The sequence below is a fragment of the Klebsiella sp. GW_Kp182 genome (assembly GCF_040062275.1).
GTDB classification, from domain to species: Bacteria; Pseudomonadota; Gammaproteobacteria; order Enterobacterales; family Enterobacteriaceae; genus Klebsiella; species Klebsiella michiganensis.
The window spans coordinates 73,062-89,508 of sequence record NZ_JBEAFQ010000005.1; the positions used below are offsets into that span (position 1 = coordinate 73,062).

Genomic DNA, 16,447 nt, shown 5'->3' on the forward strand with positions numbered 1-16,447 from the left:
ATGGCGCTTTTTCGCTATCAGGCCGTTGATGAAAACGGTAAAACCCGGCGCGGCGTCCAGCAGGCGGACTCCGCCCGCCACGCTCGCCAGCTGCTGAGGGAAAAGGGCTGGCTGGCGCTGGACATCGCCCCGGCAGCCGGCAGCGGCGGGCAACTGCGTTTTATTCGCCGCACCAACGCCCGCGATCTCGCCCTCGTTACCCGCCAGCTGGCGACGCTGGTCGCCGCCGCCATCCCGCTGGAAAAAGCGCTCGACGCGGTGGCCCAGCAGTGTGAAAAAAACCAGCTGAAAACCCTGATTGCCGGCGTGCGCGGCAAAGTGCTGGAAGGCCATTCGCTGGCGGAAGCGATGCGCGGCTACCCGGGCTGCTTCGACGCGCTCTACTGCGCGATGGTCGCCGCCGGAGAAGCCTCCGGCCACCTCGACGGCGTGCTGAACCGGCTGGCGGACTATACCGAACAGCGCCAGCAGCTGCGCGCCCGGCTGCTGCAGGCGATGATTTACCCCATCGTGCTGACCCTGGTGGCGGTCAGCGTGATCGTCATTCTGCTATCGACGGTGGTGCCGAAGGTTGTCGAGCAGTTTATCCACCTTAAGCAGGCGCTGCCGTTTTCCACCCGCCTGCTGATGGCGATGAGCGATGTGCTGCGCGCCGCCGGTCCGTGGCTGCTGCTGGCCGCCGTGCTCGTCGCTCTGCTGCTGCGCTACCTGCTGCGGCAGCCGGCAAAGCGGCTGGCCTGGCACAGGCTGCTGCTGCGCCTGCCGCTGATTGGCCGGGTCGCGCGCAGCGTTAACAGCGCCCGCTACGCCCGCACCCTGAGCATTCTCAACGCCAGCGCCGTTCCGCTGCTGCTGGCGATGCGCATCAGCGCGGAAGTATTAAGCAACGCCTGGGCGAAGCGCCAGCTGGAAGCCGCCAGCGACGCGGTTCGCGAAGGCGTCAGCCTGCATCGCGCGCTCGAAATGACCCAGCTGTTCCCGCCGATGATGCGCTACATGGTCGCCAGCGGCGAACAGAGCGGCGAGCTCAACGGCATGCTGGAGCGCGCGGCGGATAACCAGGACCGGGATTTGAGCGCGCAAATTCAGCTGGCCCTTAGCCTGTTTGAACCTTTGCTAATAGTGGCGATGGCCGGCATGGTGCTGTTTATCGTCCTCGCCATCCTGCAACCGATACTGCAGCTCAATACCCTGATGAGTATGTAATTGTTCTAATGGAGAAAAATATGCAACGACAGCGCGGATTCACCTTACTGGAAATCATGGTGGTGATTGTTATCCTCGGCGTGCTCGCCAGCCTCGTGGTGCCCAACCTGATGGGCAACAAGGAAAAGGCCGACCGGCAAAAAGTGGTCAGCGATCTTGTGGCGCTCGAGGGGGCGCTGGACATGTACAAACTGGATAACAGCCGCTATCCCACCACCGAGCAGGGGCTGCAGGCGCTGGTCAGCGCGCCATCGGCCGAGCCGCACGCGCGCAACTATCCTGAAGGCGGCTATATTCGCCGTCTGCCGCAGGATCCCTGGGGCAGCGATTACCAGCTACTGAGCCCCGGCCAGCACGGACAGGTGGATATTTTCAGCCTCGGGCCGGACGGCGTACCGGAGAGCAATGACGATATCGGCAACTGGACAATCGGGAAGAAATAGTGCGACAGCGCGGCTTTACGTTGCTGGAGATGATGCTCATTTTGCTGCTGATCGGCGTCAGCGCGGGCATGGTGATGCTGGCCTTCCCCGCCTCGCGCGACGATAGCGCGGCGCAGGCGCTGGCGCGCTTTGAGGCGCAGCTGCGCTTTGTCCAGCAGCGAGGGCTGCAAACCGGCCAGTTTTTTGGCGCCTCGGTGCATCCCGATCGCTGGCAGTTTCTGGTCTTACAGCCCCGCGAAAGCAACGACCCGCCCCCGGCCGGCGACGACTGGAACGGCTATCGCTGGCTCCCCCTGCGCGCCGGACGCGTCGCCACCTCGGGCAGCGTCGCCGGGAACACGCTGCATCTCACTTTTCCGCAGGGCGAGGCCTGGACGCCGGGCGACAATCCCGATGTGCTGATCTTTCCCGGCGGTGAGATGACGCCGTTCCGGCTGACCGTCGGCGAGGGACCGGGTATCGCGTTTAATGCGCGCGGCGAAAGCCTGCCCGAACCGCAGGAGACGCCATGAAAAAGCAGGCCGGTATGACGCTGATTGAAGTGATGGTCGCCCTGGCGGTCTTCGCCCTCGCCGGGCTGGCGGTGATGCAGGCCACGCTCCAGCAAACCCGCCAGCTGGGTCGTATGGAGGAGAAAACCCTGGCCGGCTGGCTGGCGGATAATCAGCTGGTGCAGCTCCGGCTGGAAAATCGCTGGCCCGCGCTGAGCTGGTCGGAAACTATGGTGCAGGCGGCGGGCGTCAGCTGGCACATTCGCTGGCAGGGGGTGGAGACCGACCTGCCGCAGCTGCGGGCGCTGGACGTTGAAGTCCGCCGCGCCAAAAGCGATAAAATGCCCGTCTCTTCGCTGCGCACCTACGTGACGCCGCCATGATCCAGCGCGCTCGCGGATTTACCCTCGTCGAAATGCTGCTGGCGCTGGCTATCCTCGCCGCGCTCAGCGTCGCTGCGGTCACGGTGCTGCAAAACGTGATGCGCGCCGATACGCTCACCCGCGATAAGGGCGGGCGCATGCAGGCGTTACAGCTAACGTTCAGCCAGATGGCAGCGGACTTTAGCCAAATCATTCCCCGCCGCAGCCGCGACAGCGCGGGCCTCTTTTTTGCCGGACGTTTTCAGCTCGGCAGCGACGACTGGGCGATCGCCTTTAGCCGCAACGGCTGGCCCAATCCTTTGGGGATCCTGCCGCGCTCGGAAATTCAGAACGTCAGCTACCGCCTGCGCGGGGATCGGCTGGAGCGTCTGAGCTACGACCAGCAGGACCCGCTGCCCGGTAGTCTGCCCACGGTGACCGTTATGCAGCGCGGCGTCCAGGCGTTTCGCCTGCGCTTTTACGCCAGCGGCCGCTGGCAGGATGAATGGCAGCAGACGCAGACGCTGCCGCAGGGGCTGGAAGTCACCCTGACGCTGGAGCAGTCCGGCGAGATCCGCCGGCTGTTTCTGCTTACGTCGGGAGGCAGCCAATGAATACCCGCCAGCGCGGCGTCGCCCTGCTTATGGTGCTGCTGATCCTCGCTCTGATGATGGTGCTGGCGAGCGCCATGACCGAACGCAGCGCGCGGATGTATCAGCAAACCGCCACTACCCTCGATAACCTGCAGGCTAAATGGTACGCGCTGGGGGCGGAAACCCTGGCGGCGGCGCTGCTGCAACGCGACGCGCTCGACTCGCCGAACCAGACCCATCTGGCGCAGAACTGGGCCCAGCAGGGGCGCCGCTTTGCGGTCAATGATGGCGAGATCTACGCCACGATTACCGACGCTCAGGCCTGCTTCAACCTCAACGCCATTAACCAGCTCAGCGGCGACGAAAGCGTTGAAATCCCTTATCCCGCGCAGGTTTTTACCCGACTGCTGGAGAACCTCGGCAGCGAGCCGCTGCGCGCCTTACAGCTGACCGCCGCCCTGCGCGACTGGGTGGATAGCGATCGCCAGGCGCTGCTGAACGGCGCGGAAGACGAAGTCTATATGGCGCAATCCCCCGGTTATCTGACCGGCAATCAGCCGCTGCAGGACGTCAGCGAACTGCGTCTGCTGGCCGGGATGGACGCCGCGCTCTATCAGCGTCTGCTGCCCTACGTCTGCGCCCTGGCGGACGAGACGCTGCAGGTAAACGTCAATACCCTGCAGCCCGCTCAGGCCGCGCTGCTGGCGGCGCTCTTCCCCGCTGAACTCACCCTCGCCGAAGCCCGGCAGCTGCTGCAGGCCCGCGCGGCCACCGGCTGGAGCAGCGTCGCCGCCTTCCTGTCGCAGCCGCTATTACAAAAAACCGATACCGCCGCCGCGCGTCCGTGGCTGGCGGTGCACAGCGAGCGCTTTATCGCCACATTCAGCGTGGTGATGGGCAGCGCCCGCTATCAGCAACGCAGTCTCCTGCAAAAGCAGGGGCGAACCTTCAGCGTCGTCCAGCGGCGCTACGGAATCTATTGGGTAGCCGATGAATAACCACCATACTTTTTCCGCCGCCGTGCTGATTATTCGCCTCAATCCCGATGCCGCGACGGCGATATGGCGGCTGGCCGCGCCGGGCGACGCGGCGCAGACTGGCGAGTGGCATCCTGACGCTGGCGACCCGACGCTCAGCCTGCTGGCGCAGCGTCATCCGGCCTGGGTGCTGGTGCCCGCCAGCGACTGCGCGTTTCATCGCGTTACCCTGCCCGCCGGCGCGCGCCGAAATGCGCAGCAGGCGCTGGCGTTTTTACTCGAAGAACAGCTGGCAACGGAGATCGAAGAGAGCCATTTTGCCCTGATCCATCGGGATAAAAGCGACTGTGCCGTGGCGGTGGTCGGGCGGGAGAAGATGCGCGCATGGCAGGCCTGGTGCGAGGGGCTCGGACTGAACGTGCTGGCCCTGACGCCGGATGCCCTTACCCTGCCGCAGAACCCGACCGGCTGGAGCGCCGTACGCTGCGGCGAACAGTGGCTGTTTCGCTGCGAGACGTGCAGCGGTATGGCGGTGGAAACCCCATGGCTCGGCGAACTGCTGGCCCACTGGCCCCATATCGCGCCCATCGCCTGCTACTCGCCGCCGCCGGATATCGCCGCGCCGTGGCAGCCTCGCCCGGCGCAGGATTTGCTGGCGCTGGCGGCGAGCAACCCGCAGGCGCGCAAAATCTGCTTACGCCAGGGCAATTTTGCCGCGAAACGCCGGCCGCCGACGCCCCGACGCTGGCGGCCGGCGATTGTCGCAACCCTGGCGCTACTGCTGCTGTGGAGCGGAAATCGCCTCCACGACCATCTCGCCCTGGCGCGTCAGGCCGACGCCGCCGTGCAGGCCAGCCGTGATTTTTACCGCCAGTGGTTCAAAGCGGAAAAAAATCTCGTCAATCCACGCCTGCAAATGCAGCAGCATCTGCGCCGTCTGGAAAGCGTGAGCGCCCGGCCAGCGCTCATCTCACGGCTCGGCGCCCTACAGCAAATCATCGCTGAAACGCCGGGCATTCGCCTGCGCACCCTGAGCTATGATGCCGGGCGCAACGCGCTGCAGCTGGAGATATCCGCCGTTTCATCGCAGGCCCTGGCGCAGTTCAGCCAGCGGGCGCGGGCGGGGTTTCGCGTGCAGACCGGCGAGATGAAGCCGCGCGCCGACGGTATTGAAGGGCGTCTGACGCTGGAGGGGAACGATGGATAACCTGCTCGCCTTATGGCAACAGCGTACGCGCCGCGAACGGCATCTGCTGCTGGGGATGGGCGTCATGCTGATTATCGGCCTGATTTATTACGCCTTCTGGCAGCCCTGGCAAAATCGCGAGGCGCAGTGGCGGCAAACGCTGGCCAGGGAGCAGTCCAGCCTGCGGTGGATGCGCCAGCAGACCCCGCTTCTCCAGCAGCTTAACCAGCGGAAACCTTCTGCCGCGCCGGAAGAACCCTCGACGGTGATTATGCGCGAAGCCGGCCGCCACGGTATCGCTATCGTTCGCCTGCAGCCGCAGGGCTCCCGCCTGAGCCTTACCGTGCAGCCCGCCGATTTCCAGGCGCTGATGGCATGGCTGGACGCGCTGGGGCAGGCGGGGATGACCACCGCCACCCTGGCGGTGACCGCCGTGGCGCAGCAGCCCGGTTGGGTGACGATTAATACGCTGGTGCTGGAGCGCAGCGATGAAAAATAAACTCACTATCGCCCTGCTGCTGGCGGCGGTCTATCTCTTCTGGCTGCTGTTTAGCGCGCCGGCGCGGCTGCTTACTCTGGCGCTACCGGACGGCGCGCGGCTCGGCGAAACCACGGGCACCCTGTGGCAAGGAGAAGCCCGTCAGGCCAGCTGGCTCGGTTTTGACATCGCCCATTTACGCTGGGAGTTTGGCTTTTCGTCGTGGCTTCCCGGCTGGCATATCGCGTTTAACGACCCCTCCGGCCTGCGCGGCCAGGCCTGGCTGCACGGTCTGAACGACGTTGTGGTGCGCGAGGGACGACTCGCGGCGCCGGCCCGGACGATCGGCCAGCGGTTAGCATCCGGCATACCGCTGGAGGCCCGCGGTCAGGTTGTGCTGACGCTGCCCGAGGCCCGCTTTAACGCCGGCGGTTGCCGACAGATGACCGCCAGCACCGTGCAGTGGCGGGACGCGGCGCTCAGCTCCCCCGCCGGGTCGCTCGAACTGGCCCAGGTCAACGGCAAACTAAGCTGTACCCCGGCGGGCGCGCTGGCTGTCGCCCTGACCCAGGACTCCCGTCAGCTTAGTCTCGCAGGACAGGGCGTTCTGACGCCCAACGGGCGCTATACGTTTAACGGTACGCTGCAGACCCGCCAGACGGCTCCGGCGCTGCTGACGCTGCTGCTCGCGCAAAACGGCCGCAGAGATGAGCAGGGGCGCACGCCGTGGCAGTGGCAGGGGCAGTGGCGCTCCGGGGAGAAAAAATAGAGATGGAAAATATCGCGCTGTTCCCCGAGTTCGCCGCGCAATACCCGTCAATCTGGGGCGGCTTTTTATTCCTGTCCGGACTGGCGTTCGGCAGCTTTTTTAACGTCGTTATCCATCGTTTACCGCTGATGATGGAACGCGCAGAGGGGGTGAATCTCTGCCTCCCCGCGTCGTTCTGCCCGCAGTGCCGTCAGCCTATCGCCTGGCGGGACAATATCCCGCTGCTGAGCTTTTTATGGCTCAGGGGGCGCGCGCGCTGCTGCGGGCAGCCGATCTCGCGTCGCTATCCCCTGATGGAGCTGACGACCGGCGCGCTGTTTGTACTCGCGGGGTACCTGATGGCTCCGGGCATGCCGCTGCTGGGCGGGCTAATTTTCGTGTCCGTACTGCTGATCCTCGCCGCCATCGACGCGCAAACGCAGCTGCTGCCTGACAGGCTGACGCTGCCGCTGCTGTGGGCCGGGCTGCTGTTCAATCTTTCCGATACCTTCGCGCCGCTGGCGGAGGCGGTCATTGGCGCGATGGTCGGGTATTTGTCGCTGTGGTCGGTGTACTGGGTGTTCCGTCTGCTGACCGGTAAAGAGGCGCTGGGCTACGGCGATTTCAAGCTGCTGGCAGCGCTCGGCGCGTGGCTCGGCTGGCAGCCGCTGCCGCAGACGCTGCTGCTGGCTTCCGCCAGCGGTCTGGTCTGGACGCTGCTGCAGCGCCTGGTAACCCGTCGTTCACTCGAACAACCTCTGGCCTTCGGCCCCTGGCTGGCGCTGGCGGGCGGCGGCATCTTTTTGTGGAGCCAGGTATAAAACATCCCCTGCTCGCGCTGCGCTTAGCAGGGCTACGGGCGGTGCTGGTCCGGTAGCCCGGGTAAGGCGTTTACGCCGCAACCCGGGAACTCTCCGGCTACGAATACTTTTTGGTGCGCCGGGTCGGGGCGGTATTGGCCGGATCGTCGGGCCAGACGTGCTTGGGATAGCGCCCTTTCATCTCTTTTTGCACCTCGCGGTAGCTCCCCTGCCAGAAGGCGCCTAAATCGCGGGTGATCTGCAGCGGGCGCTGCGCCGGTGAAAGCAGCTCCAGCACCAGCGGCACGCGCCCCTGGGCGATAGTCGGAGTGGTCGCTTCGCCAAACATCTCCTGCATCCGCACCGCCAGCGCCGGCGGGTTTTCATCGTGATAACGAATCGCGATGCGGCTACCGGTCGGCACCGTATAGTGCGTGGGCAGCTCGCTGTCCAGCTTCTGGCGCAGCGGCCACGGCAGCCAGTTTTGCAGCGCCTGACGCACGTCCAGCGCCTTCAGGGCGCGCAGCGAATGGACGCCCGCCATCTGCGGCAGCAGCCACTGTTCAAGCGAGGCCAGCAGCGACGCCTCGTCAACGGCCGGCCACGCCTCCTCCGGCAGCCACCGCGCCGCACAGTGTAGCCGCAGACGCAGCTGCTCCGCCTCCGGCGTCCAGCTGAGCACGCTCAGTCCCTTCTCGCGGATCCCGTTGAGCATCGCCTGGTGCAGCCCCTCCTCCGACGGCTTCGCCAGCGGCTGGGTCTTAATCACCAGGCGTCCGATACAGGTGCGCCGCCAGGCCTTCAGCGTTCCTAACGCCTCATCCCACTCGACGATATCGGAACGCCGGGCCAGGGCCGGACACTGCTCAATCAACGCGTGAATATCGACCGGCAGCGCCAGCAGGATCCGCGCGTCCGGCGATGCGCTTCCCTGCAGCAGCAGCGGCGCAATCAACCATTCGTGGCGGCCCAGCGCATCGTCGGCGTCGAGCATCGCCCCCATCCCGTTAGCCAGCTGGTAGCGCCCCTCCTGGCCGCGACGATGAGCGATACGGTCGGCAAAAGCGGAGGCCAGCAGCGCCGCGATGCTGTCGGCGTCGGGCTGACCGCCGCGAACCGCCAGCCTTTTCATCAGCTGCTGCGCCCGCTGCTGCCAGTTACCCTGCTGACGGGCAAACGCCGCGCTAAGATCGCTATTGCCGCCGCGCGGCGGCTCTTCAAGGATCGCCGCCAGTTTAGCCGCCGTGGCGGCGCTATCGGTATCCTCCGCCGCGGTCAGCATCGCCGCCAGGCGCGGATCGTTGCCCAACGCCGCCATTTTGCGCCCGTGCGCCGACAGCCGCTCGCCTTTCAGCGCAGAAAGGTCGGTGAGCAGACGCCGGGCCGCCGCCAGGTTGGTCGCAGGCGGCAGATCCAGCCAGCTGAGCTGGGCCGGGTCCTGGCATCCCCACTGCAGCAGCTCCAGCAGCAGCGACGACAGATCGCTTTGCAGAATTTCCGGGTCGCCCTGCGCCGCCGCGCGCTCGGCCTGCTCTTTAGCCAGCAGATGCAGGCAGATCCCCGGTTCCAGACGCCCGGCGCGTCCGGCGCGCTGGGTCATTGAGGCCTGGCTGATGCGCTGCGTCACCAGGCGAGTGAGCCCGGTGCGGGCGTCAAAGCGGGCGACGCGCTCCTGGGCGCTATCCACCACCAGCCGAATCCCCTCGATGGTCAGACTGGTCTCGGCGATATTGGTCGCCAGCACCACTTTGCGCATCCCGGCGGGCGCGGGCAGTATCGCCTTACGCTGCTCGCTCAGCGGCAGCGCGCCGTACAGGGGGCAAAGGATCACATCGCTCGCCACCCGCTCCGCCAGCCGCTCCTGAACGCGCTGAATCTCTCCCACCCCGGGCAGAAACAGCAGCATTGAGCCATTTTCGCTGCGCAGCAGCTCCGCGGCGGCCACCGCCACCGCCTCGTCAAAGCGCTGATGGGCCGGCAGCGGCAGAAAACGCCGCTCAACCGGAAACGCGCGCCCTTCGGAAACGATAACCGGCGCCTCCGGCAGCAGACGCTGCAGGCGTTCATTGTCCAGCGTCGCCGACATAATCAGCAGTTTAAGATCGTCGCGCAGCCCCTGCTGAACGTCGAGCAGCAGCGCCAGCGCCAGATCCGCCTGCAGGCTGCGTTCGTGGAATTCATCGAGGATCGCCAGCCCCACGCCGCTCAGCTCCGGATCGCGCTGGATCATCCGCGTTAAAATGCCCTCCGTCACCACTTCGAGGCGCGTGTTCGGCCCGACGCAGGTCTCCGCGCGCATGCGATAGCCCACGGTCTCGCCGGGCTTCTCTCCCAGCAGTTCCGCCAGCCGCTGCGCCACGTTACGCGCGGCCAGCCGCCGCGGCTCCAGCAGGATTATGCGTCCGTTGATGTTACCTTCGGCGAGGATTTGCAGCGGCAGCCAGGTGGATTTCCCGGCGCCAGTTGGCGCATTAAGCAGAACCTGCGGCGCATGCTGCAGGGCAGAGAGAAGTTCAGGGAGGACGGCGGCAACCGGCAATGAGGACACGAAACGCTCCGGAGGTTAACATTTGCGGGCAAGCATTGTAGCATCCCGGTAATTCATTACCGAGTCTCTATCATGTCCGAGCCGAAAAGGCTGTTTTTCGCCATTGAACTTCCCGGGGACGTTCAGCAGCAGATCGTGCACTGGCGCGCCGCCAGCTTTCCCGGCGATGCGGGTCGACCGGTGGTGGCGGCTAACCTCCATCTGACGCTGGCGTTTCTTGGCGAGGTGAGCGCGGACAAGCAGCGGGCGCTGTCAGCGATGGCCGGACGGATCCGCCAGCCGGGCTTTACCCTGACGCTTGACGATGCCGGGCAGTGGCTGCGTTCGCGGGTAGTGTGGCTGGGCACCCGTCAGCCGCCGCGCGGAGTGCTGCAATTAGCGAATATGCTGCGCGCCCAGGCCGCCCGCAGCGGCTGCTATCAGAGCCCGCAGCCGTTTCATCCGCATATCACCCTGCTGCGCGACGCGCGCCACGCGGTGCCGATTCCGCCGCCCGGATTTAGCTGGGCGTTTGCGGTCAACGAATTTGTGCTCTACGAATCCAGCTTTAGCCGCGGGCGTACCCGCTATCAGGCGCTGGAACGTTATCCCTTCGACAAGGAAAGCTGATGCTGTTCACTCCTCCCCTGCAGTCCGCCACCCTGGTTAAACGTTACAAACGGTTTCTCGCCGACGTGGTCACCCCCGACGGCCGCGAGCTGACCCTGCACTGCCCCAACACCGGCGCCATGACCGGCTGCGCCGCGCCGGGGGATACCGTCTGGTATTCCACCTCAGATAATCCTAAGCGCAAATATGCCCACACGTGGGAATTAACTGAAACCGTAGAGGGCGCGACAATTTGTGTTAATACTCTACGTGCTAACACGTTGGCAAAAGAGGCGATTCTGGCAGGAAATATTCCCGAGCTTTTGGGCTATAACACGCTGAAAAGCGAAGTGAAGTATGGTGATGAAAGCAGCCGCATTGATATTCTGTTACAAGCAGATGACCAACAAAACTGCTATATTGAAGTGAAATCGGTTACGTTGGCGGAAAAGGAATACGGTTACTTCCCCGATGCGGTTACCGCACGCGGTCAGAAGCACCTGCGGGAGCTGATGAGCGTGGCGGCAGCGGGCGATCGGGCGGTGATTTTGTTCGCCGTGCTGCACTCGGCGATAGACCGTTTCTCACCCGCGCATCATATTGATGCCAGATACGCACAGCTATTGATTGAGGCGCAAAACAAGGGGGTGGAAATTCTCGCCTACAAGGCGGAACTTTCTACCGAGATGATGACTCTGAATAAGCCGATTACCGTGGTGTTAACCCCCGGTAAATAAACGGCTAAATAGTATTCGGGTCGCGAGCGCAAATACGCTTTTCCTCACAGGGTTGTCAAGTGTAACGTTTAGATAATTGCTATCCGGAAAAGCATCTGCTATTTATAGCGGCCTGATTTTTCCCCCAACACGGGGATCGATAGTGCGTGTTAAGGAGAAGCAACATGCAAGAAGGGCAAAACCGTAAAACATCGTCCCTGAGTATTCTCTCCATCGCTGGGGTGGAGCCGTACCAAGTGAAGCCGGGCGAAGAGTATATGAACGAAGCCCAGCTGGCGCACTTCAAGCGCATTCTTGAAGCGTGGCGTAATCAACTTAGGGATGAAGTGGATCGCACCGTAACGCATATGCAGGATGAAGCTGCTAACTTCCCGGATCCGGTAGACCGTGCCGCTCAGGAAGAAGAGTTCAGCCTGGAGCTGCGTAACCGCGACCGCGAACGTAAACTGATCAAAAAGATCGAGAAAACGCTGAAAAAAGTCGAAGACGAAGATTTCGGCTTCTGTGAATCCTGTGGCGTTGAGATTGGTATCCGTCGTCTGGAAGCGCGTCCGACCGCCGACCTGTGCATTGATTGCAAAACGCTGGCGGAAATTCGCGAAAAACAGATGGCAGGCTAATCACTTCGCTGACGCATCTCTGGCGGGAGCTTTCTCCCGCCCTGATGCTTTAGTCATACGATGACAGATTCCCACTACATCGGGCGCTTTGCCCCCTCACCTTCCGGCGAACTCCACTTCGGCTCATTGATTGCCGCGCTTGGCAGCTATCTGCAGGCTCGGGCACAGAACGGTATCTGGCGTGTGCGCATTGAAGATATCGATCCGCCGCGTGAAGTCCCCGGCGCCGCCGAGACTATTCTTCGTCAGTTAGAGCACTTCGGCCTGCACTGGGACGGAGAGGTACTCTGGCAGTCAAAACGCCACGAAGCCTATCGTGAGCGCCTGGCCTGGCTACGCGAGCAGGGCCTCTGCTACTACTGCACCTGCACCCGCGCGCGTATCCACGCTATTGGCGGCCTTTACGACGGCCACTGCCGGGATTTACGCCTCGGCGCGGAAAACGCCGCTCTGCGCCTGCGGCAAACGCGTCCGGTCCTTGAATTTTATGACCAGTTGCGCGGTACGATCGTCGCCGACGAGCCTCTGGCGCGTGAAGATTTTATTATCCACCGTCGCGATGGGCTGTTCGCCTATAATCTGGCGGTGGTGGTGGACGATCATTTTCAGGGCGTCAGCGAAATCGTCCGCGGCGCCGATCTTATCGAGCCGACGGTGCGGCAAATTTCGCTCTATCAGCATTTTGGCTGGCAGGCGCCGGACTATATCCATTTGCCGCTGGCCCTCAACGCGCAGGGCAATAAACTGTCGAAGCAAAACCACGCTCCGGCGTTATCTACAGGCGATCCGCGCCCGGAAATTGTGCGGGCGCTAACGTTTCTTAATCAGGATGTCATTCAGGAATGGCAGACGCTGAGCATTGAGGATTTACTCAAGTACGCGGTAGCGAACTGGCGGCCGGAGCAAATCCAGCATTCTCAAATGCGTTCTGCTGAGCTATGATTAGCCGCTATTTTTTTGTCCTGAAGTCCGTCTGACACTACGAGGTGTACCATTTTTACCCGAGTCGCTAATTTTTGCCGTAAGGTGCTAAGCCGTGAAGAGCGCGAGGCAGAAGCCGCCGTCGAACAACTACATATGACGGTTATCCCGCGCGAGCAGCATGCAATTTCCCGCAAAGATATCAGTGAAAATGCCCTCAAGGTCATGTACAGACTCAATAAGGCGGGCTACGAATCGTGGCTGGTCGGCGGCGGCGTACGCGATCTGCTGCTGGGCAAAAAACCCAAAGATTTTGACGTCACCACCAACGCCACGCCGGAGCAGGTGCGTAAGCTGTTCCGCAACTGCCGTCTGGTCGGCCGTCGCTTCCGCCTGGCGCACGTAATGTTCGGGCCGGAAATTATCGAAGTCGCGACCTTCCGCGGCCACCATGAAGGCCACACCACCGATCGCGTCACCTCCCAGCGCGGCCAGAACGGCATGCTGCTGCGCGACAACATCTTCGGTTCGATTGAAGAAGACGCCCAGCGTCGCGACTTTACCATCAACAGCCTCTATTACAGCGTGGCGGATTTCACCGTCCGCGACTACGTCGGCGGCATGAAAGATCTGCAGGATGGCGTCATCCGGCTGATCGGCGATCCGGAAACCCGCTATCGCGAAGATCCGGTGCGCATGCTGCGCGCGGTGCGTTTTGCGGCGAAGCTCGGCATGAGCATCAGCGAAGAGACCGCCGAGCCGATCCCACGCCTGGCGACGCTGCTGCACGATGTGCCGCCGGCGCGCCTGTTTGAAGAGGTGTTAAAGCTGCTGCAGGCCGGCGACGGCTATCAAACCTATCTCCTGCTGCGCGAATATAATCTGTTCCAGCCGCTGTTCCCGACCATTACCCGCTACTTCACCGAGCGCGGCGATAGTCCGATGGAGCGCATCATCAGCCAGGTGCTGAAGAATACCGATAACCGCATTCGCAACGATATGCGCGTTAACCCGGCGTTCCTGTTCGCGGTAATGTTCTGGTATCCGCTGCTGGAAACGGCGCAGAAAATCGCCCAGGAAAGCGGGCTGGCCTACTACGACGCCTTCGCGCTGGCGATGAACGACGTGCTGGACGAAGCCTGCCGCACGCTGGCGATCCCGAAACGCATCACTACTCTGGTGCGCGATATCTGGCAGCTTCAGCTGCGGATGTCCCGCCGTCAGGGCAAACGCGCGTGGAAGCTGATGGAGCATCCCAAATTCCGCGCCGCCTACGATCTGCTGGAGCTGCGCGCCGGCGCCGAAAACAGCAGCGAACTGCAGCGTCTGACCAAATGGTGGGGCGAGTTCCAGGTCGCCGCGCCGCCGGATCAGAAAGATATGCTGGATGATTTAGGCGACGATCCGGCTCCGCGCCGCCGCCACCGTCGTCCGCGTAAACGCGCGCCGCGCCGCGAAGGCAGCGCATGACGCTCGCTTATATCGCTATCGGCAGCAATCTGGCCTCGCCGCTGGAGCAGGTCAACGCTGCCGTTAACGCGCTGGCGGAGATACCGGACAGCCGGGTGATAAGCGTTTCCTCTTTCTACCGTACGCCGCCGCTGGGGCCGCAGGATCAGCCTGACTACCTCAACGCCGCCGTGGCGCTGGAGACGTCTCTCGCCCCAGAGGCGCTGCTCGACCACACTCAGCGCATTGAGCTGCAGCAGGGCCGCACGCGTAAAGCTGAACGCTGGGGACCGCGCACGCTGGACCTCGACATCATGCTGTTCGGCAATGAGGTGATTAACACCCCGCGCCTGACCGTGCCGCACTACGATATGCAAAACCGCGGCTTTATGCTGTGGCCGCTGTTTGAAATTGCGCCTGAGCTATGTTTCCCCGACGGTTTGGCATTGCGCGACGTGCTGGCCAATCTCGGCGCGGAAAAACCCGCGAGCTGGTAATACCCCTTCATTTTTTAGCAATTACGGCGATCGTGGTAATCGGTTGCCTAAAACCATTGCCCCCCTGAATGCGGCTGCTAGAATGCCGGTTAAAATGACTTTCATCATCAGGAAACGTTATGAAACCGACCACTATCGCCCTGCTGCAGAAATGCAAACAGGAGAAGAAACGCTTCGCCACTATCACCGCCTACGACTACAGCTTTGCAAAGCTGTTTGCCGATGAGGGTATCAACGTGATGCTGGTCGGCGATTCGCTGGGCATGACGGTGCAGGGCCACGACTCCACCCTGCCGGTGACCGTAGAAGACATTGCCTATCACGCGCGCGCGGTGCGCCGCGGAGCGCCCAACTGCCTGCTGCTCGCCGATCTGCCGTTTATGGCTTACGCCACGCCGGAACAGACCTTCGAGAACGCCGCCATCGTGATGCGCGCGGGAGCCAATATGGTCAAAATCGAGGGCGGCGCATGGCTGGCGGACACCGTGAAAATGCTTGCCGAGCGCGCGGTGCCGGTGTGCGGGCACCTCGGTCTGACGCCCCAGTCGGTGAACGTCTTCGGCGGCTATAAAATTCAGGGCCGCGGCGATGCCGGACAAGTTCTGCTGGATGACGCGCTGGCGCTAGAAGCGGCGGGCGCACAGCTGCTGGTGCTGGAGTGCGTACCGGTCGAGCTGGCGAAACGCGTCACCGAGGCGTTAACCATCCCGGTGATCGGCATCGGCGCGGGCAACGTCACCGACGGGCAAATCCTCGTCATGCATGACGCATTCGGCATCACCGGCGGCCATATTCCCAAATTTGCCAAAAATTTCCTGAGCACAGCGGGCGACATGCGCGCCGCGGTACGGCAATATGTTGCCGAAGTGGAGTCCGGCGTCTATCCGGGCGAAGAACACAGTTTCCATTAAGGAGTGTTGTTGTGCTGATTATTGAAACCCTGCCGCTGCTGCGCCAGCATATCCGTCGTTTACGCCAGGAAGGCAAGCGCATTGCGCTGGTTCCCACCATGGGCAACCTGCACGATGGTCATATGAAGCTGGTTGATACCGCCAAAGCCAGCGCGGATGTGGTGGTGGCCAGTATCTTCGTCAACCCTATGCAGTTCGACCGCGCCGAGGATCTGGCGCGCTATCCGCGTACCCTGCAGGACGATTGCGAAAAGCTGAACAAGCGTAAGGTCGATTTTGTCTTTGCCCCTGCCGCGGCGGAAATCTATTCGCACGGCCTCGAAAATCAGACTTACGTGGATGTTCCGGGGCTGTCGACGATGCTCGAGGGCGCCAGTCGTCCAGGCCACTTCCGCGGCGTTTCCACTATCGTCAGCAAGCTGTTCAACCTGATCCAGCCGGACGTCGCCTGCTTCGGCGAAAAAGACTTCCAGCAGCTGGCGCTGATCCGCAAAATGGTGGCCGATATGGGCTACGACATCGAGATTATCGGCGTGCCGATTATGCGCGCGAAAGATGGGCTGGCGCTCAGTTCGCGCAACGGCTATCTCAGCGCAGACCAGCGCAAAGTTGCGCCGGGGCTGTATAAGGTGATGAATGGCGCGGCGGAGAAGCTGGCGGCCGGCGAGCGCAATCTTGACGAGATTATCGCGATTGCCGCGCAGGAGCTGAACGAAAAAGGCTTCCGCGCCGATGATATCCAGATCCGCGATGCCGACACGCTGCTCGACCTGACGGAAAACAGCCAGCGCGCGGTGATCCTGATGGCGGCATGGCTCGGCGAAGCGCGTTTGATCGACAACCAGATAGTGGCGCTCGTTCGGTAGACACGGGTTAAAAATCGGGCAATACT

Annotated in this window: 19 protein-coding genes; 18 read left to right on the forward strand and 1 reads right to left on the reverse strand. The window is 62.8% G+C overall.

What is annotated here, in order from left to right:
• Genes gspF through ABLU88_RS07030 form a run of 10 tightly spaced genes read left to right on the forward strand, consistent with a single transcriptional unit; the run spans position 1 to position 7,305 of the window.
• Positions 1–1,206 carry a type II secretion system inner membrane protein GspF gene (gene gspF, locus ABLU88_RS06985; protein WP_102803157.1) on the forward strand — a complete coding sequence of 402 codons (1,206 nt, stop codon included), beginning with the start codon at positions 1–3 and terminating at the stop codon, positions 1,204–1,206.
• Between the two features lie 20 nt (positions 1,207–1,226).
• Positions 1,227–1,649 (forward strand): type II secretion system major pseudopilin GspG, encoded by a 423-nt coding sequence (gene gspG / locus ABLU88_RS06990; RefSeq protein ID WP_004098709.1) that lies wholly within the window; start codon positions 1,227–1,229, stop codon positions 1,647–1,649.
• A complete protein-coding gene (gene gspH, locus ABLU88_RS06995; protein ID WP_046877779.1) occupies positions 1,649–2,161 on the forward strand; it encodes a type II secretion system minor pseudopilin GspH in 513 nt (170 codons plus the stop codon). Before gspG ends, gspH begins: the two co-directional genes overlap by 1 nt.
• On the forward strand, positions 2,158–2,523 hold the full coding sequence (gene gspI / locus ABLU88_RS07000; protein WP_048262356.1) for a type II secretion system minor pseudopilin GspI: 366 nt from the start codon (positions 2,158–2,160) through the stop codon (positions 2,521–2,523). The genes gspH and gspI overlap by 4 nt, the downstream gene beginning before the upstream one ends.
• On the forward strand, positions 2,520–3,116 hold the full coding sequence (gene gspJ, locus ABLU88_RS07005) for a type II secretion system minor pseudopilin GspJ (RefSeq protein ID WP_348836251.1): 597 nt from the start codon (positions 2,520–2,522) through the stop codon (positions 3,114–3,116). The genes gspI and gspJ overlap by 4 nt, the downstream gene beginning before the upstream one ends.
• On the forward strand, positions 3,113–4,093 hold the full coding sequence (gene gspK, locus ABLU88_RS07010) for a type II secretion system minor pseudopilin GspK (RefSeq protein ID WP_025107364.1): 981 nt from the start codon (positions 3,113–3,115) through the stop codon (positions 4,091–4,093). The genes gspJ and gspK overlap by 4 nt, the downstream gene beginning before the upstream one ends.
• Positions 4,086–5,279, forward strand: a complete 1,194-nt coding sequence (gspL, locus tag ABLU88_RS07015; RefSeq protein WP_348836252.1) for a type II secretion system protein GspL — start codon at positions 4,086–4,088, stop codon at positions 5,277–5,279. Before gspK ends, gspL begins: the two co-directional genes overlap by 8 nt.
• Positions 5,272–5,757: a type II secretion system protein M gene (locus tag ABLU88_RS07020; protein WP_032694397.1), complete on the forward strand. Its 486-nt coding sequence runs from the start codon at positions 5,272–5,274 to the stop codon at positions 5,755–5,757. Before gspL ends, ABLU88_RS07020 begins: the two co-directional genes overlap by 8 nt.
• Positions 5,747–6,505, forward strand: a complete 759-nt coding sequence (locus tag ABLU88_RS07025) for a type II secretion system protein N (RefSeq protein ID WP_348836253.1) — start codon at positions 5,747–5,749, stop codon at positions 6,503–6,505. The genes ABLU88_RS07020 and ABLU88_RS07025 overlap by 11 nt, the downstream gene beginning before the upstream one ends.
• A gap of 2 nt (positions 6,506–6,507) precedes the next feature.
• Complete coding sequence (locus tag ABLU88_RS07030) at positions 6,508–7,305, forward strand: A24 family peptidase (RefSeq protein WP_181251226.1); 798 nt, start codon at positions 6,508–6,510, stop codon at positions 7,303–7,305.
• Between the two features lie 97 nt (positions 7,306–7,402).
• On the opposite strand, the gene hrpB is transcribed toward ABLU88_RS07030, so the two are convergent.
• A complete protein-coding gene (gene hrpB, locus ABLU88_RS07035; protein WP_348836254.1) occupies positions 7,403–9,832 on the reverse strand; it encodes an ATP-dependent helicase HrpB in 2,430 nt (809 codons plus the stop codon).
• Positions 9,833–9,904: 72 nt separating this feature from the next.
• Here hrpB and thpR point away from each other — a divergent pair, with 72 nt between their 5' ends.
• The 8 genes from thpR to panC all read left to right on the forward strand — a co-directional run bounded on the left by thpR (position 9,905) and on the right by panC (position 16,421).
• Positions 9,905–10,441, forward strand: coding sequence for an RNA 2',3'-cyclic phosphodiesterase (gene thpR / locus ABLU88_RS07040; protein WP_154919922.1), 537 nt, complete (start codon positions 9,905–9,907; stop codon positions 10,439–10,441).
• Positions 10,441–11,157, forward strand: coding sequence for a DNA/RNA nuclease SfsA (gene sfsA / locus ABLU88_RS07045; protein ID WP_004098690.1), 717 nt, complete (start codon positions 10,441–10,443; stop codon positions 11,155–11,157). The genes thpR and sfsA overlap by 1 nt, the downstream gene beginning before the upstream one ends.
• Before the next feature lie 164 nt (positions 11,158–11,321).
• Complete coding sequence (gene dksA / locus ABLU88_RS07050) at positions 11,322–11,777, forward strand: RNA polymerase-binding protein DksA (RefSeq protein ID WP_004098689.1); 456 nt, start codon at positions 11,322–11,324, stop codon at positions 11,775–11,777.
• A gap of 60 nt (positions 11,778–11,837) precedes the next feature.
• Positions 11,838–12,719, forward strand: a complete 882-nt coding sequence (gene gluQRS / locus ABLU88_RS07055) for a tRNA glutamyl-Q(34) synthetase GluQRS (protein ID WP_014837424.1) — start codon at positions 11,838–11,840, stop codon at positions 12,717–12,719.
• 51 nt (positions 12,720–12,770) lie between these two features.
• Positions 12,771–14,168, forward strand: a complete 1,398-nt coding sequence (pcnB, locus tag ABLU88_RS07060) for a polynucleotide adenylyltransferase PcnB (RefSeq protein ID WP_072065680.1) — start codon at positions 12,771–12,773, stop codon at positions 14,166–14,168.
• Entirely contained in the window at positions 14,165–14,644 is a 480-nt protein-coding gene (gene folK, locus ABLU88_RS07065) for a 2-amino-4-hydroxy-6-hydroxymethyldihydropteridine diphosphokinase (RefSeq protein WP_025106514.1), read from the forward strand. Before pcnB ends, folK begins: the two co-directional genes overlap by 4 nt.
• A gap of 119 nt (positions 14,645–14,763) precedes the next feature.
• Positions 14,764–15,555 (forward strand): 3-methyl-2-oxobutanoate hydroxymethyltransferase, encoded by a 792-nt coding sequence (panB, locus tag ABLU88_RS07070; RefSeq protein WP_098067367.1) that lies wholly within the window; start codon positions 14,764–14,766, stop codon positions 15,553–15,555.
• An 11-nt stretch (positions 15,556–15,566) separates the two neighbouring features.
• A complete protein-coding gene (gene panC, locus ABLU88_RS07075; protein ID WP_025106513.1) occupies positions 15,567–16,421 on the forward strand; it encodes a pantoate--beta-alanine ligase in 855 nt (284 codons plus the stop codon).
• Positions 16,422–16,447 lie beyond the last annotated feature (26 nt).